We start from the raw sequence: 20,788 nt of genomic DNA on the forward strand, positions 1-20,788 counted from the left end.
CACCAGCCAGGTGGGGCCTCACCGAAGGGGAAAGCCGGGTCCGTCGTGGCCCGGTGAAGCTCTCAGGTCCGATGACAGAGGGGGAGACCGCAAAAGCGACCGGCTGTGCCACGTGCACGGCGGGCGCGCAGGTCTCGACCCGTCCAGGAGGCCCCTGTCATGACCGATCGGTCCCCGCTCAGCGACCTTTCCGCCCCGCCTTTCGCGACCCGTCACATCGGCCCGTCCGACGCCGAGCAGGCGCGGATGCTGGAGGCCGTCGGCTACGAGTCGGTGGCCGATCTGGTGGCGGTCGCCGTACCCGAGGCCATCCGCACGAGCGGCCCGCTGGGCCTTCCGGAGGCGGTGAACGAGGCCGAGGCCCTGGCCGAGCTGCGCGCTCTGGCGGGCCGCAACCGGGTGCTCACCTCCATGATCGGCCTCGGCTACCACGACACGATCACGCCGGGGGTCGTCCTGCGCAACGTGCTGGAGAACCCGGGCTGGTACACCGCGTACACGCCCTACCAGCCGGAGATCTCCCAGGGGCGGCTGGAGGCGCTGCTCAACTTCCAGACCGTCATCACCGACCTGACCGGGCTGGATGTGGCGGGCGCCTCCCTGCTGGACGAGGCCACGGCCGCGGCCGAGGCGATGACGCTGGCCCGCCGGGCGAGCAAGGCGAAGACGGACGTCTTCGTGGTGGACGCCGACGCGCTGCCGCAGACGAAGGCCGTGCTGGCGACCCGGGCCGAGCCGCTCGGCATCACGCTCGTCGAGTCCGATCTCGCGGGAGACCTGCCCGAGTGCTTCGGGGTGCTGGTGCAGTATCCGGGCGCGAGCGGCCGGGTCGCGGGCTTCCGCGCCCTCAGCGAGCGGGCGCACGCCGGGGGGGCGCAGGTGATCGCCGCGGCCGACCTGCTGGCGCTGACGCTGCTGGCCGCCCCCGGTGAGCTGGGCGCCGACATCGCGATCGGCTCGTCCCAGCGCTTCGGCGTGCCGTTCGGCTACGGCGGCCCGCACGCCGCGTACATGGCCGTCCGTGAGGGGCTGCAGCGGCAGATGCCGGGCCGCCTGGTGGGCGTCTCGGTGGACGCCGACGGCCGGCCCGCCTACCGGCTGGCTCTGCAGACGCGGGAGCAGCACATCCGCCGGGAGAAGGCCACGAGCAACATCTGCACCGCGCAGGTCCTGCTCGCCGTGCTGGCCTCGATGTACGCCGTCTACCACGGCCCGGACGGGCTGCGGCGGATCGCTCAGCGGGCCCACCGCCACGCCGTCGTCCTCGCCGCCGGGCTGCGGGAGATCGGCGTCGAGGTCGTCCACGAGGATTTCTTCGACACCGTGCTCGCCCGGGTGCCCGGACGCGCGCCCGAGGTCGTCGAGGCGGCCGCCACGGCGGGGATCAACCTCCGCCACGTGGACGGCGACCATGTGGCCATCGCCTGTGACGAGAAGACCACCACGGCCCACCTCGGCGCGGTCTGGACGGCGTTCGGCGGTTCGGACATCGTCGTGGACGACGTGGACCGGGCGACTCCGGACGCGCTGCCCGCCGAGCTTGTCCGGGTCTCCGACTTCATGACCCACCCGGTGTTCCACTCCTACCACTCCGAGACGGCGATGCTCCGCTATCTCCGGAGACTTCAGGACAAGGACATCGCGCTGGACCGGTCGATGATCCCGCTGGGCTCGTGCACCATGAAGCTCAACGCGACCACCGAGATGGAACCGATCACCTGGCCGGAGTTCGCCCAGATCCACCCCTTCGTCCCCGCCGAGCAGGCCCAGGGCTACGTGGAGCTCATCGAGACCCTCGAAGGGTGGCTGGCCGAGGTCACCGGCTATGACCGGGTGTCGATCCAGCCGAACGCGGGCTCCCAGGGCGAGTTCGCCGGGCTGCTCGCCATCCGCGGTTACCACCGCAGCCGTGGGGAGGCCGGCCGGGACGTCTGCCTCATCCCCTCGTCCGCCCACGGGACCAACGCCGCCAGCGCCGTCATGGCGGGCATGCGCGTCGTCGTGGTGGCCTGTGACGACAACGGCAACGTCGACCTGGACGACCTCTCCGCCAAGATAGACAAGCACCGCGACGCGCTCGCCGCGATCATGGTGACCTACCCGTCGACCCACGGCGTGTACGAGGAGACGATCGTCGAGATCTGCGACCGGGTCCACGAGGCCGGGGGACAGGTCTACGTCGACGGCGCCAACCTGAACGCGCTGGTCGGCCTCGCCAAGCTGGGCGAGTTCGGCGCGGACGTCTCCCACCTGAACCTGCACAAGACCTTCTGCATCCCGCACGGCGGAGGCGGCCCCGGCGTGGGCCCGGTCGCGGTCAAGGCCCACCTCGCCGATCACCTGCCCGCGCACGTGTCGGCCGCGCCGTACGGCTCGGCGGGCATCCTGCCGATCTCCTGGGCGTACGTCCGGATGATGGGCGGGGAGGGGCTGCGCCAGGCGACCGAGCAGGCCATCCTGTCGGCCAACTACCTGGCCAGGCGGCTCGCGCCGCACTACCCGGTCCTCTATACCGGCCGTGACGGCCTGGTGGCCCACGAGTGCATCGTCGACCTGCGGCAGATCACCAAGGAGACCGGCGTCACGGTGGACGACGTCGCCAAGCGCCTGGTGGACTACGGCTTCCACGCCCCCACCATGTCGTTCCCCGTGGCCGGCACCCTGATGATCGAGCCGACCGAGAGCGAGGACCTGGCCGAGCTCGACCGCTTCGTGGACGCGATGGTCGCCATCCGCGGTGAGATCGCCCGCGTGGCGTCGGGCGAGTACGACAAGGTGGACAACCCGCTGAGGAACGCCCCGCACACGGCCGACTCCCTCGTCGCCGACGAGTGGCCGCACCCGTACTCCCGCACTGTGGCCGCCTATCCGGTGCCCGCGCTGCGCGACAACAAGTACTGGTCGCCGGTGCGCCGCATCGACCAGGCCTACGGCGACCGCAACCTCGTGTGCTCCTGCCCGCCTCTGGAGGCTTACGAGGACTGAGTCACCCCACCGCGACCGGATGAGGACCAGGACCCCTTCATCGGCGCGACCGGTTGCGCATGTGACTCCCGCGAGGGGGCCGGGATCGTTAGGATCTTGGTGATCGTTCCTCATCACTCCTGATCCCATGCGAGGCCCCTCATGACGGCCATCGACCCCCTTCAAAACGGTCTGGGGCGGCGCGTCGACCAGGCGCGCCGGCTCGCCGAGACGGGCGATCTGGACGCCGCGGCGGCGATCTTCGCGGAGCTCGCCGCCGACGCCGGCGCGCCCGACCAGGCCGACGCCGCGCTCGGCCTGTCCGTCGTCGCCGAGCGGATGGCGGAGCAGTTGCTGGCCGAGGGGGAGCCGGGACAGGCCGCCGACGTGCTGTTACAGGCCCTGTCGGTGGGCGGCGTGGCCGACGCGGCCCGCCTTCGGGTGCTTCTCGGCATCGCGCATCTGGAGATGGCGTGCGGCGAGTTCGCCGGCGCGGTGGAGGAAGGGCGCTGGGAGGAGGGCGGTGCGGAGACGGGCGCGCTCGCGATCGAGCTGCTCGCCCGGACGCTGCCCCTGCGCGGCCGCGACGCCGACGCCGAGACCGTCTGGCGCTACGGGCTGGACCACCCCGACAGGGTCCTCGCCGAGCAGGTGCGGCTCCGCCTCACTCGCGACGTCCGCCCCGCCGTGCCCGGCCCCGTCGCCGCGCCTGTTACCGAGCCTGTTACTGAGCCTGTTACTGAGCCTGTTACTGAGCTTGGCACTGACTGAAGCGGCGGCCGTGCGAATCGGCGGCCGGATCAGCGGCTGGAGCGCCGGCTGATCGCGTAGGCCAGGTTGACCGCGATGATCCCGGCCCAGGAGAGGACGAGCCCGGTGGTTCCGGCGTTCCCGGCCGCGATGCCCGTCAGGGGGATCCCGATGCCGAGCGACCCGAGCGCCACGCCGACGGCCGCGTCCTTCCGGGGCGGCTGCTGCGGCCGGTGGATCATCTGGGCGGCCACCTCGTTGCGCACCCGTGCGGCGATCTCCACGTCGAGCTTGTCGAGGAACGAGTCGACCAGCGCGTCCTCGTATTCTGGGCCGAGCTCGCGCCGGGTCGCGATGATCGCCCGGAGGTCCTCCCGCGTGGACGGCGCCGGCCGGTGTGCCGGCGGAGCCATGGGGGGCGTCATGGGAGGCGTCATGGGAGGCGTCGTCACGGGCTGCTGCGGTGATATGTCGGGCACTCTGACATTCTGACCCCGGCGATGATCCCGCGCCATCCTCCGGATGGAGGGGTCGCGCGTCCTGCGGAAGTCGTAACCGGTACCGTCACCACCATGGAGTTCGCGACACCACACGGCCCGGCGCTGGCCGAGGTGGACGAGGCGGCGGACCCCCGGCTGCTGCTGGTCCTCACCCACGGCTCGGCCGGGGGAGTGGAGGCGCCCGACCTGCTCGCCGTACGGGACGCAGTGCTGGCCATCGGGGGCACGGTGGCGCGGGTGGTCCAGCCGTTCCGGCTCCGGGGGGCGCGGGCGCCCGGATCGGCGGTCAAGCAGGATGAGGCGTGGATCGCCGTCGTGGCCGAGCTGCGGAAACGCTATCCCGGCCTGCCGTTCGCGCAGGGAGGCCGGAGCAACGGGGCCAGGGTCGCCTGCCGTACGGCACGGGCCGCCGGGGCCGAGGCGGTGATCGCGCTGGCGTTCCCCCTCCACCCGCCGAGCAGGCCCGATAGATCGCGGGCTGATGAGCTGCGGCAGGCGGGGACCGAGGTGCTGGTGATCAACGGGGATCGGGACCCGTTCGGCGTTCCGGAGGCGGCGGACGCGACGCGTCTGGTGGTCCTTCCGGGGGAGGGTCACGACCTGAACAGGAATCCCGCCCAGGTGGGCGAGGAGGCGGCGCGGTGGCTACGAGGGCTCCCGGCTTTCCGGACTCCGGGGGCCGGCGGGACCTAGGCGGCGCTGATGGCCATGTCGGTGGGGCGGTGCGGAGCGATCACCGCGCCGTCGGGCAGGAGCTCTCCGGTGTCCTCGAAGAGCACGACGCCGTTGCACAACAGGCTCCACCCCTGCTCGGGGTGGGACGCGATCGTGCGGGCGGCTTCTCGGTCCTTCGCTTCCGCGCTCGGACAGGCCGGGTCATGAGGGCACATCGCCGGGGCTCCGTGTCTTTCTCGTTCGCTCGTGGTCAGTGATCGGGTCGGTCATCGGGAAGCCGGTGCGGACACCGGTCCTGATGTCTTCCTTCCCTTTTTTACGTGGGACGAGCGTGTGGGGTTGATGTATGACGAACTGCATAGTGGACTACACCAGTTTGCAGGCGGGTCCCATCGGCATGACATAGTCCGTTCGGACGGTTTCCGCCGGTCCGGGTGGGGGCCCGGAGGCTGCCCGAGCGGACTCCCGCACGCTGATGTGACCTACCGCACAAGAGTGCCCCATGGACGATAACGGTCCAACTTCGACACGCCGTCCATCTGGTAACTGAGTCGTTACCATTTCTGGCGCGTCCGCGCCGCGCCGCCCGGTGCGTGGTCCGGACATGGCCGCGTCAGCGTTCGAGGCCGCTGATGAGCGCGTCGAGGCCGTCTTCGAACTCGCGCTCCCCTTCGGCGGTCCGCGCGTCGCGCACCGTCGCGTCGGGGTCGGCCCAGCCCGACTGCTGCACCTCCACCGCGACGCTCCCGAAGACGTAGGCCCGCAGGGCCCGGACGGCCCCGGCCGCGTCCGCGAGGCCGGCGTCCCGGAGCTGCTCGGCCTGTTCCCTGATGGCGATCAGCGCCGACCCCTTGGGCGGTTTGGTCAGGGCCAGCGACAGGACGCCGGGATGCTCAAGCAGTGCCGTACGGCCGGCGCGGGCCCAGGCGCGCGCCCGGTCCTGCCAGGACGCCGGCTCCGAGGGGTCGACGTGGACGGTGGTGACGTGCTCGGCGAGGACGTCCAGCAGCGCCTCCTTGCCACGGGGCAGGTGGTGGTAGATCGCCATCGCCTCGACCTGGAGGGCGTCGCCCAGCCTCCGCATGGTCAGGCGGCGCAGGCCCTGCCCGTCGGCGATGTGCAGGGCGGCGTCGATGATGCGTTCCAGGGACAGGGGGACCGGAGGTCGCTTGGCAGGCACGGCGATCATGCTGCCACATCTGTCCTTACTTCGTAAAGGACAGCGCACCCTGGCGTGCGGGGACGTTGTGGAAGCGCGTACGCTACCGGCAGTGATGGGCCGGCTGATGAGCCGGCTGATGGGTCGTCCGACATGGAGGGGCTGACGATGGCGTTTTTCCGTCCGCGTGTGAGCCGGGAGGCGGAGGTCCGCTACCACGCGGACCTGGAGGTCGGGCGGAGCTTCGGCGCTCTGCTGGGGAAGGCCCGGGAGGCCGAGCGGGAGTTGCGCGCCAAGCAGGCCGCCGGAGCCTCCCTGGAGGAGCTGCGCGAGGCCGGTCTGGTCCTCGACCGCGCCCTCACCGAGGCGCTGCGCGCGGCCGAGGCGGCGCAGCGGGCCACGCTCGGTGTGAAGTCCTACGACGACCGCATCGCCCGGCGCAAGGGCAGGGCGACGCCTGAGGGCGCGATGTGGACCGCCGAGGTGAGCCGCCTGCGCACCCTGCGCGAGGCGCACCGGCTGACCGGAATCCCGCGGGTCCCGCGTGCCTCCGCCGTCATCCGGTAGCACGTCCATAAGCGCCCTTCATCTGTTAGCCCTGAGCATCCGGTGGCACCGTTCATCTGTTGGGACCGTTCAGCCGGATGGCGGTAGCGCCGAAACCGCCCGGACCGTGGGAACGCGGGCCGGGCGGCGCCGTCATCAGGGGTCATGTGGATGTGGCGACCTGGGGTTCTCCGGGAAATCCGGGAGGGATCGGGCATGAGGCGCGGAAAGCGTTCCCCGGCTCCGCCCGCACCCGCTTTGTCGCGTTAAGCCACGCCTTACGCTGGGCGATCGTGATCGGTTACCTTGGAGCCGACGCTTCCCCACCCGGAACCGCGGTGCTCCTCGGCGCGGTGACGCGCGGATCAGGAGCGGCGGTTCGTGCCGATCACGAAGGGCTACATGAACGAGCTGAAGGGGATCGGGCTGGAGCACGGGGTCGATTGTGGCTAGCCCCGGCGGCGGAACGACCGTCTGGCGCACCTTCGGCTGGTCCTTGGGCGTTTCCCTCGCCGCCCTGCTCATCGCCTACCTCGTCGGCGGGGCGGAGGTCGTCCCCGTCGTCCTCATCCTGGCGATCCTGGAGATCTCCCTGTCGTTCGACAACGCGGTGGTAAACGCGCTGGTCCTGCGCCGCATGGACGTCTTCTGGCAGCGGATGTTCCTCACCGTGGGCATCCTGATCGCCGTCTTCGGCATGCGGCTGATCTTCCCTTTCATCGTCGTGGGGCTCACCGCCGGGCTGGGGCCCGCGAGCGTGGTCGATCTGGCCATGAACCGGCCCGACCTCTACGCCGACCGGCTGCACGCGGCACATCCCGCCATCGCGGCCTTCGGCGGGATGTTCCTGCTCATGATCTTCCTCGACTTCATCGTCGAGGAGCGCGACGACCCCTGGCTGCGGCCGATCGAGCGGGTCTTCGTGCGTTTCGGCAGGATCCAGTCGCTGTCGACGATCATCGCCCTCATCGGGCTGCTGCTGGCGTCGCGGCTCGCCGAGCCCGCGGGCGGCCCGCAGGTCCTCGTCGCCGGAGTGCTGGGCCTGGTCACCTATCTGGCCGTGAGCGCCCTCGGGGACTTCTTCGAGGAGCAGGGCGGCGGCCAGTCCAGAGCGGGGGCCCGGTCGGCGGGCGCGGTGGGGTTGTCGCTCTTCCTCTATCTCGAGGTGCTGGACGCGTCGTTCTCCTTCGACGGAGTGGTGGCGGCGTTCGCCATCACCTCCAACATCTTCGTGATCACGCTGGGGCTCGGCATCGGCGCGCTGTACATCCGGTCGACGACCGTCTACCTCGTCCGCGCCGGGACGCTGGAGAAGTACATCTATCTGGAGCACGGCGCCCACTACGCGATCGGCGCGCTCGCGCTGCTGCTGCTCGCCGGCATCCGGCTGGACATCCCCGAACTGGTGACCGGGCTGATCGGCGTCGGCCTCATCCTCGCGGCGTTCGTCTCATCGCTGATCTACAACCGGAGGGCCGTGACCCGGGAACCGGTGACGGCGGACGACCCGGTGCGCAGTTGACCCGTGCTTGAGGCTTGAGGAGCTCGGGGCTTCAGCGGCGGGGTTTCAGCGGCAGGGTTCAGGGGCGGGGTTTAAGCGGCAGGGTTCAGGGGCGGGGCTTCGGGGCGCGGGGGAGAGTACGGCTCACGCCGGGGCGGCGGTGCGCCCGGCGCGAGCCGTACGGGTCAGCTCGCCCAGTCGAGAAGCGGCCGGGTGTTGCTCGGGTGGCGCAGCTTGGAAAGCGACTCCTTCTCAAGCTGGCGGATCCGCTCCCGGGTCAGGCCCAGGTGCTTGCCGATCTCGTCGAGGGTGTGCGGCTTGCCGTCGGCCAGGCCGAAGCGCAGAGACATGATCTTCGCCTCGCGCGGGGTCAGGTTGCCCAGCACCCCCTTGAGCTGCTCGGCCAGGAGTTGCCGGTCCACGACCTCGGACGCCTCGGGGGAGTCCACGTCCTCGATGAGGTCGCCGATGCGGGTCTCTCCGTCCTCGCCAATCGTGGAGTCGAGGCTGATCGGCTGCCTGCTCGTGCGGAGCAGCTCCTCGATCTGGTCGGGCGTCTTGTCCAGCTCGGCCGCCAGCTCCTCGGGGGTGGGCTCCCGGCCGAGACGCTGGTGCATGTCCCGCTCCACGCGCGACAGCTTCGACAGCATCTCCAGCACGTGGACGGGGAGGCGGATCGTGCGGGCCGAGTCGGCGAAGCCGCGCTGGATGGCCTGCCTGATCCACCACATGGCGTAGGTGGAGAACTTGTAACCCTTGGTGTAGTCGAACTTCTCCACCGCGCGGATCAGGCCGAGGTTGCCCTCCTGCACGACGTCGAGCAGGGCCATGCCGCGGTCGGTGTACTTCTTCGCCACGGACACGACCAGGCGGAGGTTGGCCTCCAGCATGTGGTCCTTGGCGCGCTTGCCGTCCTCGATGACCCACTCCAGGTCGTCGCGGACGCCCGGGGCCGGCTTCTCGCCGCTCTCCAGGGCGGCCTCCAGCTTGTACTCGGCGTACAGCCCGGCCTCGATGCGCTTGGCGAGCTCGACCTCCTGGGCGGCGGTCAGCAGGGTGCGCCGGCCGATCGACTTCAGGTAGGTGTGAACGGAGTCGCCCATGACCGAGGAGTTGTCGTCGAGGTCCATGGTCTCGGTGTCCTCGGCCTCGGCCTCCTCCGCGGTCCACTCCTCGTCCTCGCCGGATGCTCCGGACTCGTCCGCCCGCTTCGCCGCCTTCTCGGGCCTGGCCGGCCTCTCGGCCTTGGCGGCCGACCGCTTGGAGGTGGCGGTCGCGGCGGCCCTGCGGGTCTTACGGGTAGGCGCTGTGGTTCCCGGGGCCGGGGCGCCGGTGTCGTTGTGGCCGTCTTCCGCGGCCAGGCTCACGCCCGCCTCGGTGAGCTCGCGCAGGATCGAGCGGCCCTCGGCGGGGCTGACGCCGGACCTGGCAAAGGCCTCGCGCAGCTCCGACAGGGAAAGGTGACCCTGCGCACGCCCTCGGTCCAGGAGCCGGTCGAGAGTCGTCGGGGTCACCTCGCTCGCGGGCGAGGTCGCCACGGCGGTGCGGGGCATGAGGACACCTCCTCCTTTGCGGAGTTGATCAGTCTGTGGTGGTCGGGTGGTCGCGGCGGCAGGCGCGCGCACCAGTATCAATAACGCGAACGAGTCCGGTTTGTTCCCGCCGGGTCTCGTGTGACCGCCCCCGGGGTCTCCACCGGGCGCTTGGGGCCGGGAGGCGGGTTGCCCCGGTTTCGCGCGCGCCCGCACGCCGTCCGACCATCACGGACCGGGTGCCGCGGCCGTGAACAGTCGCGGCCGTGAACAGCCGGGCATTCACAGCAGCGAGCGTGATCATGCGGTCGCCTGTCGCCGAGGTCTGGCGGAAGCGGGGACGGCGGGCAGGTGAGACCTCAGTCGCCGGGGCCGATGATGCTGATGCTGACCTGCGGCATCGGCATGGGCTCGGCGCCCTCCATCTTCTCCGTGGTCCAGTAGTCCGCGACCTCGTCCGGATCCTGGTTGATCTCCTTGGAGACCACGCTCGGGTCGTAGCCGGGGACCTCCGTCGGGGTGCCGGTGATCTCGACGGGGCCGGGAGAGGCGGGGGTCACCTGCCCGTGCCGGGACCCCTGCTGGGTCATCATGGTGGCCTTCTGCAGGAGGCCCGCGGAGGCGGTCGCGGCCACGGACACTCCGCCGACGAGGACGGCGCCGACGACTCCTGTGGAGATCAGCATCCTGCGGGTCGGTTTCATGGACACGCCCTCCTTCTCTGCCTATATAGACGCATGGAGGTCATTTATGGTTCCGCAGGGCGACCATATCCGGTTTTCCGTTTGGCAACGTCGGGATCTCCCGCACCACCTCCACCACCCGTGGCGCGGCATAGGCGGGCAAACGTTCCTTGGCGAACTCCCGCAGTTCGCCGAGGGTGACCTCGCCGACCACTACGGCCACGACGATCTCCCCCCACTCGGGGTCGGGCCTGCCGACGACGGCGACGTCCCTGACCTGGGGATGCCGGGTCAGCACGTCCGCCACCACGCCGGGGACGACCTTCCGGCCCCCGGTGTTGATGACGTCGTCGGCCCGGCCGAGCACTCTGAGCCGGCCGTCCTCGATCACGCCAAGATCGGACGTGACGAACCAGCCGCCCTCGAAGGGCGCGTCGTCGCGCAGCCGGTAGCCGGAGAACACGACGGGCCCGGCGATCCGGACGCGCCCATCGGCCCCGATTTTGAGATCTACATTGTCAAGGGGCACGCCGTCGTACACGCATCCGCCGCTGGTCTCGCTCATGCCGTACGTCGTGACGACCCTCGCGCCGGCGGCGACGGCTTCGGCGATCAGGCCGGGGGGAGGGGCCGCCCCGCCCAGCAGGATCGTACGGAACGCGGAGACTCCGGCCTCGCCGATCGGTGTGTCGAGCAGCCGCCTGAGCTGTGTGGGCACCAGCGACACGTGATGGGCCCCGCTCCGCGCGACGTCGCCGGGGGAGAAGCGCTCGTGGATGATCGGCTCCGTGCCGCTGAGCAGCGACCGGACCAGCACCTGCATGCCGGAGACGTGCGACGGCGGCAGGCAGCACAGCCAGCGCTCGCCCGCTCCGGCCCCCAGGCGCGCCAGTGACGTGCGCGCCGAGGCCGTCAGCGCCTCCGCCGTGAGCTCCACGCCCTTCGGGACCCCGGTGGACCCCGATGTGGCGATGATCACAGCGGCGTCGCTGCCCACCCCGTCAGGCTCCCGCCGTACGCCGTCCGGGGTGACGACATGCGTGGGCCGCAGGGCCGCGAGGGCGGCGTCGAGCGCGGGGCGGGGCAGGTCGGACGACAGCGGCAGCACGGCGGGGCCGTCGCCCGACAGCGCATGCCGTACGGCGTCGACCATCGCGGGCCCGGGAGGCAGCAGCAGGGCGTGCACCGGGCGGTTTCGGAGACTGCTGGGCACGGACGTAAGGTTAGTCCCGGTACGTGCGCGGCCGGTGAGCGGCCGATACGTGACGAACCGACACGTCACTGCTGATACGTGACGACTGAGACGTACAAATGAGGAGCGAGCGTGGCGAGCGGGGTCGACTGGAAGCGGTCAGGCGAGTACGAGGACATCGTCTACGAAACCGCGGAGGGCATCGCGAAGATCACGATCAACCGGCCGGAGCGGCACAACGCGTTCCGCCCGACGACCCTCTTCGAGCTCCGGGACGCGTTCAACGTCGCCCAGGAGGACACCGAGGTCGGTGTGATCATCTTCACGGGCGCCGGTGACAAGGCGTTCTGCTCGGGCGGCGACCAGAAGATCCGCGGCGACGACGGGTACGTCGACAAGACGACCCACGGCATCGGCCGGCTGAACGTCCTCGACCTCCAGGTGCAGATCCGGCGCCTGCCCAAGCCCGTCATCGCCATGGTCGCGGGCTACGCCATCGGGGGCGGCCACGTGCTGCACGTGTGCTGCGACCTGACGATCGCCGCCGACAACGCCCGGTTCGGCCAGACCGGACCGAAGGTGGGCTCGTTCGACGGCGGCTACGGGTCGTGGCTGCTCGCCGAGACCGTCGGCCTTAAGCGGGCCCGCGAGATCTGGTACCTGTGCCGCCAGTACGACGCCCAGACCGCGCTGCAGTGGGGCCTGGTGAACGCCGTGGTTCCGCTGGAGAGGCTGGAGGAGGAGACCGTCCAGTGGGCGCGCGAGCTGCTGGAGAAGTCGCCGCTGGCGCTGCGCATGCTGAAGGGCGCGCTCAACGCGGTGACCGACGGCGCGGCCGGCATGCAGCAGTTCGCCGGTGACGCCACGCTCCTGTACTACATGAGCGAGGAGGCCCAGGAGGGCCGGGACGCGTTCAAGGAGAAGCGCGCGCCCGACTTCGCGAAGTTCCCCCGCCGCCCGTAGATGGGGCTCTTCGGAGGGGCTGTCGCGGGGAAGGTGGGGGCGTGAACCCGGCCACCGCTCTCGCCACCGTCTTAGTCGATGAACTCGTGCGCTGCGGGGTCACCGACGTCGTGCTCGCCCCCGGCTCACGCTCGGCGCCGCTGGCGCTCGCCGTGCACGCGGAGTCGAGGCTGAGGCTGCACGTCCGCATCGACGAGCGGTCGGCCTCGTTCCTCGCGCTCGGGCTCGCCAAGCGGTCGGAGCGGCCGGTCGCCGTCATCTGCACGTCCGGCACGGCCGCCGCCAACTTCCACCCCGCCGTCGTCGAGGCGTCGGAGGCGGGTGTGCCGCTGCTCGTGCTTACCGCGGACAGGCCGCCGGAGTTGCGCGGCACCGGAGCCAACCAGACCATCGACCAGGTCAAGATGTACGGCTCGGCCGTCCGGTGGTTCGCCGAGGTCGGCGTGCCGGAGGAGAGGCCGGGCCAGGTGGCCTACTGGCGGTCGCTGGTCTGCCGGGCCCATCAGCGGGCGGTCGGGCCGTCGGATCCCGGGCCGGTCCACCTCAACGTGGCGTTCCGGGAGCCGCTGATCCCCGACGGCGAGACGGCCTGGTGCGAGTCGCTCGACGGCGACGCCGGGGGCGCGTGGATCAGGACGAGGGTCGCGCCGCCCGCGTCCGCGCTGCACATCGCGCCCACGCGGCGGGGTGTGCTGGTGGTGGGCGACGGCGCTCCGGGCGTCCGGCGCTACGTCGCCGCCGCCGGGATGGCCGGGTGGCCGGTCCTGTCGGAGCCCAACGGCGGCGGCCGCTACGGCGACCACGCCGTCTCGACGTATCACTTCCTGCTGGGAGACCCGGAGTTCGCCGAGGCCCACCGGCCGGACGTGGTGGTCACCCTGGGTCGTCCGGGACTGTCGCGGCCGCTGCTGTCGTGGCTGCGGCGGGCCGACGAGCACATCGTCGTCGCACCCGACCTCACCCGGTGGCCCGACCCGACCCGGTCGGCCACGCAGGTCGCGCAGGCTGTGGAGATCCCGATCGCGGCGGGCGACGACTCGTGGCTGCGCTCGTGGCGGCACGCCGACCACGTGGCCCGCGAGGCGGTCGACGCCGTTCTGGACGAGTCGGGGCTGACCGAGCCGCGGCTGGCCCGGGATCTGGCCGACCTGCTCCCCAACGGCTCGCTGCTGGTCTGCGGGTCGTCCATGCCGATCAGGGACCTCGACCAGGCAATGCGCCCCCGGCGGGGGCTGCGCCTGATGGCCAACCGGGGCGCTTCCGGCATCGACGGCATGGTCTCCACCTCCATCGGCGCGGCCCTCGCGCACAACGGCCCGGCGTACGCGCTGATCGGCGACCTGACGCTGCTCCACGACCAGAACGGGCTGATCCTCGGCCCGCGCGAGCCCCGGCCCGACCTGTGCCTAGTGGTCGTGAACAACGACGGCGGAGGGATCTTCTCGCTGCTGCCGCAGGCCGCGCTGGAGGCGCCGTTCGAGCGGGTCTTCGGCACACCGCACGGCGTGGACCTCGCCTACGTCGCGGCCGCGGCCGGCGTGCCGTACACGCTGGTGTCGGACGTCGAGGAGCTACCGAAGGCGATCAAGGGGGAGGGCCTGCGGATGGTGGAGGCGCGCACCGACCGGCGGCGCAACGCCGCCGTCCACGCCGCGATGCGCGACGCCGTGCGCGCCGCCATGCGGTCGTGAGAACTCCGTCCGCGTAAGCCCTGGGTCGCAGCTCGGGGCGGGCCGTCGTCCTCGGGGCTGACGGGCGGAGACCGTCGTGTGGTCCTCCGGAGGGATGTGCCACTCGCGCGGCGACGGCACAATGGACATGGATCCGCCCGAGGATCTCGTGCCTGATTCCCCCGTGAGGTGCCAGGACATCCCCAATAGAGCGTTCCCCGGCAGAGGAGTGACATGCACGTCGACGAGTGGCTGCAGACCATTCCGTCCATCTGGGTCTACGTGCTCGTGGCCGCCGTCGTGGGTCTGGAGAGCCTCGGGATCCCCCTCCCGGGTGAGATCGTGCTGGTGAGTTCCGCGCTGCTGTCGGCCAAGGGCGTGGTCAGCCCGCTCGTCGTCGGGATCTGCGCGAGCGGCGGGGCGATCGTGGGCGACTCGATCGGCTACTTCATCGGGCGCAAGGGCGGAAGGCCGCTGTTCGACCGGCTGGGGCGGCGCTTCCCCAAGCACTTCGGACCGGCCCACATCGCCAAGGCGGAGCAGGTCTTCCACCGGTGGGGCATGTGGGCGGTCTTCTTCGGCCGGTTCGTGGCGCTGCTGCGGATCCTCGCGGGGCCCCTCGCAGGCGCGTTGCACATGCCGTACTGGCGCTTCCTGATCGGCAACGTGCTGGGCGGCGTCGTGTGGGCGGGCGGCACCACGGCGGCCATCTACTACCTGGGCATCGTGGCCGACAAGTGGCTGAAGAGCTTCTCGTGGGTGGGCCTGGTCGTGGCGGTCCTGTTCGGGATCGCCACCACGATGTGGCTGAAGCGTAAGGCGGCCAAGGCCATCGCGGAAGAGGAGTCGGCGCCCGAGACCGTCGTTGCCTGACCCGCCCGCGTGAACACCCCCTCCGCGTGATCATGCACGAGTTCCCAGTGGTGCGCCCTGAGCTGCGGGAATCCCGGCCGTGATCATGCGTGGGTCTCCCGGTCAGCGCTCGATGAGCGTGACCTCGAGGGAGTAGTGCGAGGCGCGGTAGACGTGGGAGCCGTGCTCGACGGCCCTGCCCTGGTCGTCGTAGGTCGTGCGGACCATGGTCAGCAGCGGCGCGCCCCGGCGCTCGTCCAGCAGCCGGGCCTCGGCCGGGGTCGCCGCTCTCGCCCCTATTCGCTGGTTGGCCACCCTCATCCGCACTCCGGCCGCCCGGAGCAGCTCATAGAGGCCGCGCTCCTCCAGCGCGGAAGCCGACAGCGGCGCGGTGCTCAGCGGCAGCCAGTTGTGCAGGAGGGCGAGTGGCTCTCCCCCGGCGTAGCGGAGCCGTTCGACCCTGAGCAGCTCCGTCCCGGCCGGGAGGCCGAGCACCGCCGCCATGCCGTCGTCCGCGGCGACCGTGTCGATGGACAGCACCCGCGTCCCGGGCTCCTGCCCGGCCCGCCGGAGGTCGTCGTAGAGGCTGGTCAGCTCGACCGACCGCTTGACCTGGCCGTGCACGACCTGCGTGCCCACGCCGCGCTTGCGGACGAGCAGGCCCTTGTCCACGAGGTACTGGATCGCCTGCCGGATCGTCGGGCGGGACAGGCCCAGCCGGTCGGCCAGGAGGATCTCGTTGTCCAGGCGGGAGCCGGGCGGGAGGTCACCGCGCCGGATGGCCTCGGAGATCTGCTCGGCGACCTGGAAGTAGAGGGGGACCGGGCTCGACCGGTCCAGGTCGATCTCCAGGTTGCTCATGTTCTCCTCCTCAGCCGGGCCTGATCTTAACGGCCGTCAGGATGTCCGGACAATCAGCACCAGCATAGAAAGTCCTATTGTCAGGACAAATCATTGACACTCGTTCCCTGAGGGTTAGAAAAAGCACCGGTGATCTCACGAGGGGCAAGAGCCGACGTGAGGAGACAGCGATGAAGCTGATGAGTGTCGCGATCGTCGCCGTGCTGCTGGGCGCCCTGAGCGGGTGTTCGAGCCCGGGCGGCGGACAGGACAAACCATCGGAGGACGCCGCGGCGTTCGCGCCCGGCGCCACTTTCGCGGTGATAACCCATAGGGCGTTCTGGGACGTGGTCAAGAACGGCGCGGAGGCCGCGGGCAAGCAGTACGGCGTCAGGGTGACCTACCAGGGCGACGGCGACCCGGCGAAGCAGTCACAGCTGATCGATCAGGCCGTGAGCGAGAAGGCCGACGCCATCGTGGTCTCGATGGCCAACCTCGCGGACGTCACCTCCAAGATCACGGCCAAGCTGCAGACGGACAAGTCGATCAACGGCGTCCTGACGCTCAACCCCGCGGTCGCGATCGCCGCCCGCGACGATCGGTGAGGCCGGCGTGCGACCGATGTCCCGACATCGGTCGCACGGAGTCCGTGCATGATCACGATCGGAGTCTGGCAGGTAGGGGGCGGTACGCGGGAACCCGTGCATGATCACGCGGAAGGTGTGGGGAGGCCGCGCTGGGCGGCGGCCAGGCTGGAGGCGGTCTTCGTCAGCTCGTCGGTCAGCTCGGGGAGCCGGTCGTCGCCGAGCCGTACGGCCGGGCCCTGGATGGCGATCGCCGCCAGCACGGCGCCGCGGCCGTCGCGCAGCGGGACCGCGACGGCCCGGACGCCGACCACCCGCTCCTCGAAGTTGACCGCCGCCCCGCGGCTCCTGATCCGGTCGAGCTCGGCGGCCATCTCGGCGCGGGTGGTGATGGTCGTGCCGGTGTAGCGGGTGAACGGCTCCTCCATCGTGACCACCGGGTCGCCGAAGGCGAGCAGCGCCTTGCCCATCGCGCAGACGTGGATCGGGTTGCGCGACCCTGGCTCCTGCTCGTAGCGCAGGGGGTGCCGTGAGGGCACCTGCAGCAGCACCGCGACCTCGTCGCCGATCCGGACGCCCAGATTGACCGCCTCGCCGGTCCGGTCGCGGAGCTTCTCCAGCTCGGGAAGCATCATCGTGGCGCCGAGCCGTTCGAGCGCGAGACGCCCGAGGGTGGCCGTGGTGATCCCCAGGTGGTAGCGCTCGGTGACCTGGTCTTGGCCGAGCATCCCCGCCGAGTGAAGCGCGCGGATGATCCGGTGTGCGGTGCTCACCGACAGGCCGAGCCGGTGCGCGACCTCGGTCGGGGTGAGGGTCGGCGTGCGTTCGAAGGCGCGCAGGACCGCGATCGCCCGGTCGACCGCCTGGGTGCCCCTCCGAAGGTTCTCCGTGTCCACCAGCACAGCTTAGAGCGCCGCGCCAGACAATTCCCTAGTCTATTGACAGGTTTTAGGGGGATTCTTACGATGTGGGACATAGATCATGCAATGTGGGATATGCCCTACGAGAGGATCCCCGTCTCATGTCAGGTAGACGCCCATTCATCGCGTTGGCGCTGGCCGCGGCCGTCCTGGCGCTCGGCGCCTGTGGCGGTGCCCCTGCCGGGACCACCGCCCAGACGGCCGACGGCACCCTCAAGTGGGGGTGGAGTCTCCCGACGACGTGGGACCCGGTGACCTCGAGCGCCGGCAACGACGTCAACGCGCTGTCGCTCGTCTACGGCTCCATCACCCGGCTGGACGACAAGGGCACGCCGATCCCCGGCCTCGCCACCGCCTGGAAGTACGGCGCGGGCGGCAAGGAGATCACGTTCACCCTGCGGCCCGGTCTGACGTTCAGCGACGGCTCGCCACTGGACGCGGAGGCCGTGCGCAAGAGCATCCTGCGCGGGCGGGACGAGAAGGACTCCCTGATCGCATCCCAGCTCCACAGCGTGGCCGACGTGAAGGTCGCCGGCCCACAGGAGTTCACGGTGCTCCTGACCCAGCCCGACTACCAGATCCCCTACCTGTTCGCCGGCAAGACCGGCATGGTCGTCAGCCCCAAGGCGTTCGAGGCCGACTCCAAGGGAGTCAGCGCCAAGCCCGTCGGCGCCGGGCCGTTCACGCTGGTCCAGCTGGTGCCGAACGACCACGCGACGCTCCGGCGCAACCCCTCCTACTACGACGTCGCGAACATCCACCTGGCGGGATTCGAGGTGAAGGCCATCCCCGAGCCGGCCACCGTCGTCGCGGGCCTCCAGTCCGGGCAGTACGACGTGGCCACGATCCCGCCCAGCCAGATCGACGCGGCCAAGGCGGCCGGGCTGAAGGTCGACGTCATCCCGTCGCTGACGGTCCGGGTCCTCGACGTGAACAGCGGGATCCCGCCGTTCGACAACCCCAAGGTCACCGAGGCGCTGAAGTACGCGGTGGACCGGAAGGCGCTGCTCGACACCTCCCAGTTCGGGATCGGGGAGGTAAACGTGCAGCCCTTCCCGAAGGGCCACGTCGGCTACGACCCCTCGCTCGAAGGCCTCTACCCGCACGACCCGGCAAAGGCCAGGCAGCTCCTCGCCGAGGCGGGCTACCCCAACGGGGTGGACGTCCCGCTCACCACCGCGACGCCGGAGGGCCTGCCGGAGCAGGTGCAGGAGCAGCTCAAGGAGGCCGGCATCAGGACCACGATCAAGCTGATCGCCCCCGCCCAGCACACCCAGCTCGTCTACGTCCAGCACAACGTCGCCCTCGCGCCCGACGGCTTCGTCGGCCGCGAGTCCCCCCTGCAGGCGCTGAGTGTCGTCTACGGCCCCGAGGGCCTGATGAACCCCGGCCGCACCACGCCGAAGGCGCTGCTCCAGCAGTTCGAAAAGGTCCGGACCACGCCGATCGACGACCCGGCCTATGCCGAGGCCGTCCGGAAGGCGACCGCCATCGGGGTCCGCGAGCTGCCGAATGTGTGGCTGTTCTCCACGCCCCGAATCTTCGCCCGCAACCCGAAGGTCTCGGAGCTGCCGCGCGGCATCGCCGTACAGCGGTTCGACGGCGTGCGGATCGCGGCGCCATGACCTCCCTGATCGTTCCCCGGCCCGCCTGGCGGGCCGGGACAGTGGCCCGCGTCGCCCGCATGGCCCGTGGCACGGCGTCGCTCGTGACGGTTCTGGTCGTCTCGACCTTCGTCACCTACGGCCTGGGCGCGCTCGGCGGCGCCAACCCCGCCGCGGCCGTGCTGGGGGAGACGGCGACACCGCAGGACATCGCGCGGATGAGCCATGAGTTCGGGCTGGACCGGCCCTTCCTCGTCCAGTACGTCACCTGGCTCGGCGACGCGGTCACCGGCCACCTCGGCCGGTCGTGGTTCACGCAGCTCCCTGTCGCGGACAGCGTCGTGCAGGGGCTGAAGGTCGATCTGTCGATCACCGTGCTCGCGGTGGCGCTCGCCGTGCTCATCGGGGGCGGGGCCGGGCTCGGCGCGGCGGTGAGCGACGGCGGCCGGTTCGACCGGGCGGTCACCGCAGTCTGCGCGGTCGCCTCCACCGTGCCGGCGTTCGTGTTCGGCATCGGGCTCGTCGTGCTGTTCGCGGTCACCATCCCGCTCTTCCCGTCAGGCGGCTACGTGCCGCTGGACCAGGACCCCGTCCAGTGGCTCCGCCTGATCATCCTGCCGGGTGTCGCGCTCTCCTTCGACGCCGCCGCCGACATCGCCCGGCAACTGCGCACCTCGCTCGTCGGCGCGCTCCGGCAGAACTACGTGACCGGGGCGGTGGTGCGCGGGCTGTCCGCCCGGCGCGTCCTGTTCCGCCACGCGCTGCGCAACGCGGCCGGCCCGGCGATCACGGTGGTCGGCCTGCACGTCCCCCGGCTGATCGGCGGGGCCGTCGTGACCGAGACGGTCTTCGCGCTGCCCGGCCTCGGCCAGCTCACCCGGGAAGCGGCGCTCAAGCACGACGTGCCGGTCATCCAGGGCGCGCTGCTCGTCACGATCGTGATCGTGCTGATCGCCAACCTCGCGGTCAACATGGTGGTCGCCCGGCTCCATCCGGGGAGCAGCCGATGAGCGTCTCGCTGCGCGGGGCCTGGCGGCTGCCGTCGGTGCGGCTGTCGCTGGCGGTGCTGGCCGTGGTCGTGGCGCTGGCCGTCTTCGGCGACTGGCTCAGCCCCCTGGACCCGGTCGCGCAGAACCCCGCCGAGCGGCTCCGCGGCCCGTCCGGCGGCCACCTCCTCGGCACCGATTATCTGGGCCGTGACGTGCTCTCGCGGCTGATCAGCGGAACCGGGGCGTCCGTCCTCGGGACGCTGGAGGCGGTGGGGGCCGGGCTCGTCCTCGGCGCGGTTCCCGGCCTGGTCTCGGTGTTCTTCGGGCGGGTCTACGAGTGGGTCGCGATGAGGGTGGCCGACGCGCTGCTGACGCTGCCGTTCATCATCTTCGCGATCGCCGTCGCCGGCGTGCTCGGCAACGGCCCGCACCAGGCGATGCTCGCCATCGGGGTGCTGCTGGCGCCGGTCTTCTTCCGGGTGACCCGGGCCTCGGCCATCGAGTTCACCCGGGCGCAGTACGTCGAGGCGGCGGAGCTGCTCGGCGCGTCCCGCACGCGCGTTGTCCGCACCCATGTGCTGGGCAAGGTGCTGCCCACCATCGCGGTCACCACGGCGGGCGCGGCGGCCGCCAGCCTCCTGGTGGTCTCGTCGCTGTCGTTCCTCGGCATCGGCGTCGCCCCGCCCGCCCCGACGTGGGGCGGCGTCCTCGCCAGCGACCTGGGGTTCCTGCACCAGCAGCCGCTCGCGCCGCTCGCCCCCGCCCTCCTCATCATGATCACCGTCGGCGCGCTCAACGCGCTGGCGGACGCCGTACGAGACACGACGGGGGTGCGTGCCGATGCCGTCGTCTAGGCCGTTGCTC

Annotated in this window: 20 protein-coding genes; 12 read left to right on the plus strand and 8 right to left on the minus strand. The window is 71.0% G+C overall.

All coding sequences use genetic code 11. The features are described 5' to 3' along the window. Positions 1-159 precede the first annotated feature (159 nt). Together gcvP and N5079_RS08735 are read left to right on the plus strand one after the other, a co-directional pair. Positions 160-2,985, plus strand: coding sequence for an aminomethyl-transferring glycine dehydrogenase (gene gcvP / locus N5079_RS08730; RefSeq protein WP_261583084.1), 2,826 nt, complete (start codon positions 160-162; stop codon positions 2,983-2,985). A gap of 141 nt (positions 2,986-3,126) precedes the next feature. Continuing rightward, a complete protein-coding gene (locus tag N5079_RS08735; RefSeq protein ID WP_261583085.1) occupies positions 3,127-3,735 on the plus strand; it encodes a hypothetical protein in 609 nt (202 codons plus the stop codon). Positions 3,736-3,764: 29 nt separating this feature from the next. On the opposite strand, the gene N5079_RS08740 is transcribed toward N5079_RS08735, so the two are convergent. Continuing rightward, entirely contained in the window at positions 3,765-4,127 is a 363-nt protein-coding gene (locus N5079_RS08740) for a hypothetical protein (RefSeq protein WP_261583086.1), read from the minus strand. A gap of 159 nt (positions 4,128-4,286) precedes the next feature. On the opposite strand from N5079_RS08740, the gene N5079_RS08745 reads away from it, so the two are divergent. Then, positions 4,287-4,907 (plus strand): alpha/beta family hydrolase, encoded by a 621-nt coding sequence (locus N5079_RS08745; RefSeq protein ID WP_261583087.1) that lies wholly within the window; start codon positions 4,287-4,289, stop codon positions 4,905-4,907. On the opposite strand, the gene N5079_RS08750 is transcribed toward N5079_RS08745, so the two are convergent. Both N5079_RS08750 and N5079_RS08755 read right to left on the minus strand, forming a co-directional pair. After that, positions 4,904-5,104 carry a DUF5999 family protein gene (locus N5079_RS08750; protein ID WP_261583088.1) on the minus strand — a complete coding sequence of 67 codons (201 nt, stop codon included), beginning with the start codon at positions 5,102-5,104 and terminating at the stop codon, positions 4,904-4,906. The genes N5079_RS08745 and N5079_RS08750 overlap by 4 nt on opposite strands. Before the next feature lie 398 nt (positions 5,105-5,502). Beyond that, the gene (locus N5079_RS08755) at positions 5,503-6,078 is read right to left on the minus strand and encodes a TetR/AcrR family transcriptional regulator C-terminal domain-containing protein (protein WP_261583089.1); all 576 of its coding nucleotides are present in this window, start codon (positions 6,076-6,078) and stop codon (positions 5,503-5,505) included. Between the two features lie 138 nt (positions 6,079-6,216). Here N5079_RS08755 and N5079_RS08760 point away from each other — a divergent pair, with 138 nt between their 5' ends. Together N5079_RS08760 and N5079_RS08765 are read left to right on the plus strand one after the other, a co-directional pair. Continuing rightward, positions 6,217-6,615 carry a hypothetical protein gene (locus N5079_RS08760; protein WP_261583090.1) on the plus strand — a complete coding sequence of 133 codons (399 nt, stop codon included), beginning with the start codon at positions 6,217-6,219 and terminating at the stop codon, positions 6,613-6,615. 424 nt (positions 6,616-7,039) lie between these two features. Next, a complete protein-coding gene (locus N5079_RS08765; protein ID WP_261583091.1) occupies positions 7,040-8,116 on the plus strand; it encodes a DUF475 domain-containing protein in 1,077 nt (358 codons plus the stop codon). Between the two features lie 164 nt (positions 8,117-8,280). Here N5079_RS08765 and N5079_RS08770 read toward each other — a convergent pair whose 3' ends face one another. The 3 genes from N5079_RS08770 to N5079_RS08780 form a co-directional block, all read right to left on the minus strand. Continuing rightward, positions 8,281-9,648 (minus strand): RNA polymerase sigma factor, encoded by a 1,368-nt coding sequence (locus N5079_RS08770; RefSeq protein ID WP_261583092.1) that lies wholly within the window; start codon positions 9,646-9,648, stop codon positions 8,281-8,283. A 338-nt stretch (positions 9,649-9,986) separates the two neighbouring features. After that, complete coding sequence (locus N5079_RS08775) at positions 9,987-10,331, minus strand: hypothetical protein (RefSeq protein WP_261583093.1); 345 nt, start codon at positions 10,329-10,331, stop codon at positions 9,987-9,989. Positions 10,332-10,371: 40 nt separating this feature from the next. Further along, entirely contained in the window at positions 10,372-11,463 is a 1,092-nt protein-coding gene (locus N5079_RS08780) for an AMP-binding protein (protein WP_261583214.1), read from the minus strand. Between the two features lie 171 nt (positions 11,464-11,634). On the opposite strand from N5079_RS08780, the gene menB reads away from it, so the two are divergent. The 3 genes from menB to N5079_RS08795 all read left to right on the plus strand — a co-directional run bounded on the left by menB (position 11,635) and on the right by N5079_RS08795 (position 15,008). Next, positions 11,635-12,465, plus strand: a complete 831-nt coding sequence (gene menB / locus N5079_RS08785) for a 1,4-dihydroxy-2-naphthoyl-CoA synthase (RefSeq protein WP_261583094.1) — start codon at positions 11,635-11,637, stop codon at positions 12,463-12,465. A gap of 41 nt (positions 12,466-12,506) precedes the next feature. Next, complete coding sequence (gene menD, locus N5079_RS08790) at positions 12,507-14,156, plus strand: 2-succinyl-5-enolpyruvyl-6-hydroxy-3-cyclohexene-1-carboxylic-acid synthase (RefSeq protein WP_261583095.1); 1,650 nt, start codon at positions 12,507-12,509, stop codon at positions 14,154-14,156. Positions 14,157-14,369: 213 nt separating this feature from the next. Continuing rightward, positions 14,370-15,008 (plus strand): DedA family protein, encoded by a 639-nt coding sequence (locus N5079_RS08795; RefSeq protein WP_261583096.1) that lies wholly within the window; start codon positions 14,370-14,372, stop codon positions 15,006-15,008. Positions 15,009-15,110: 102 nt separating this feature from the next. On the opposite strand, the gene N5079_RS08800 is transcribed toward N5079_RS08795, so the two are convergent. Continuing rightward, a complete protein-coding gene (locus N5079_RS08800; RefSeq protein WP_261583097.1) occupies positions 15,111-15,848 on the minus strand; it encodes a GntR family transcriptional regulator in 738 nt (245 codons plus the stop codon). Positions 15,849-16,018: 170 nt separating this feature from the next. Here N5079_RS08800 and N5079_RS08805 point away from each other — a divergent pair, with 170 nt between their 5' ends. Next, positions 16,019-16,432, plus strand: a complete 414-nt coding sequence (locus tag N5079_RS08805) for a substrate-binding domain-containing protein (RefSeq protein WP_261583098.1) — start codon at positions 16,019-16,021, stop codon at positions 16,430-16,432. Positions 16,433-16,536: 104 nt separating this feature from the next. Here the strand turns inward: N5079_RS08805 and N5079_RS08810 are convergent, their stop codons facing one another. After that, positions 16,537-17,307 (minus strand): IclR family transcriptional regulator, encoded by a 771-nt coding sequence (locus N5079_RS08810; RefSeq protein WP_261583099.1) that lies wholly within the window; start codon positions 17,305-17,307, stop codon positions 16,537-16,539. A gap of 125 nt (positions 17,308-17,432) precedes the next feature. Between N5079_RS08810 and N5079_RS08815 the strand changes: the two genes are divergently transcribed. From N5079_RS08815 to N5079_RS08825, 3 genes are read left to right on the plus strand one after another with little or no spacing between them, the layout of a single operon-like run. Beyond that, positions 17,433-18,956 carry an ABC transporter substrate-binding protein gene (locus tag N5079_RS08815; RefSeq protein WP_261583100.1) on the plus strand — a complete coding sequence of 508 codons (1,524 nt, stop codon included), beginning with the start codon at positions 17,433-17,435 and terminating at the stop codon, positions 18,954-18,956. Beyond that, complete coding sequence (locus N5079_RS08820) at positions 18,953-19,945, plus strand: ABC transporter permease (protein ID WP_261583101.1); 993 nt, start codon at positions 18,953-18,955, stop codon at positions 19,943-19,945. Before N5079_RS08815 ends, N5079_RS08820 begins: the two co-directional genes overlap by 4 nt. After that, entirely contained in the window at positions 19,942-20,778 is an 837-nt protein-coding gene (locus N5079_RS08825) for an ABC transporter permease (RefSeq protein ID WP_261583102.1), read from the plus strand. Before N5079_RS08820 ends, N5079_RS08825 begins: the two co-directional genes overlap by 4 nt. The last annotated feature ends 10 nt before the right edge of the window (positions 20,779-20,788 follow it).

It is taken from the genome of Planotetraspora sp. A-T 1434 (assembly GCF_025420585.1).
In the GTDB taxonomy this organism is placed as follows: Bacteria; Actinomycetota; Actinomycetes; order Streptosporangiales; family Streptosporangiaceae; genus JAOEGB01.

Bases quoted from the DNA above. Each gene is read 5' to 3' on its own strand.
- gcvP (WP_261583084.1), top strand. From the start codon at position 160: ATGACCGATCGGTCCCCGCTCAGCGACCTTTCCGCCCCGCCTTTCGCG.
- N5079_RS08735 (WP_261583085.1), top strand. From the start codon at position 3,127: ATGACGGCCATCGACCCCCTTCAAAACGGTCTGGGGCGGCGCGTCGAC.
- N5079_RS08740 (WP_261583086.1), bottom strand. From the start codon at position 4,127: ATGGCTCCGCCGGCACACCGGCCGGCGCCGTCCACGCGGGAGGACCTC.
- N5079_RS08745 (WP_261583087.1), top strand. From the start codon at position 4,287: ATGGAGTTCGCGACACCACACGGCCCGGCGCTGGCCGAGGTGGACGAG.
- N5079_RS08750 (WP_261583088.1), bottom strand. From the start codon at position 5,104: ATGTGCCCTCATGACCCGGCCTGTCCGAGCGCGGAAGCGAAGGACCGA.
- N5079_RS08755 (WP_261583089.1), bottom strand. From the start codon at position 6,078: ATGATCGCCGTGCCTGCCAAGCGACCTCCGGTCCCCCTGTCCCTGGAA.
- N5079_RS08760 (WP_261583090.1), top strand. From the start codon at position 6,217: ATGGCGTTTTTCCGTCCGCGTGTGAGCCGGGAGGCGGAGGTCCGCTAC.
- N5079_RS08770 (WP_261583092.1), bottom strand. From the start codon at position 9,648: ATGCCCCGCACCGCCGTGGCGACCTCGCCCGCGAGCGAGGTGACCCCG.
- N5079_RS08775 (WP_261583093.1), bottom strand. From the start codon at position 10,331: ATGAAACCGACCCGCAGGATGCTGATCTCCACAGGAGTCGTCGGCGCC.
- N5079_RS08780 (WP_261583214.1), bottom strand. From the start codon at position 11,463: ATGGTCGACGCCGTACGGCATGCGCTGTCGGGCGACGGCCCCGCCGTG.
- N5079_RS08795 (WP_261583096.1), top strand. From the start codon at position 14,370: ATGCACGTCGACGAGTGGCTGCAGACCATTCCGTCCATCTGGGTCTAC.
- N5079_RS08800 (WP_261583097.1), bottom strand. From the start codon at position 15,848: ATGAGCAACCTGGAGATCGACCTGGACCGGTCGAGCCCGGTCCCCCTC.
- N5079_RS08805 (WP_261583098.1), top strand. From the start codon at position 16,019: ATGAAGCTGATGAGTGTCGCGATCGTCGCCGTGCTGCTGGGCGCCCTG.
- N5079_RS08815 (WP_261583100.1), top strand. From the start codon at position 17,433: ATGTCAGGTAGACGCCCATTCATCGCGTTGGCGCTGGCCGCGGCCGTC.
- N5079_RS08820 (WP_261583101.1), top strand. From the start codon at position 18,953: ATGACCTCCCTGATCGTTCCCCGGCCCGCCTGGCGGGCCGGGACAGTG.
- N5079_RS08825 (WP_261583102.1), top strand. From the start codon at position 19,942: ATGAGCGTCTCGCTGCGCGGGGCCTGGCGGCTGCCGTCGGTGCGGCTG.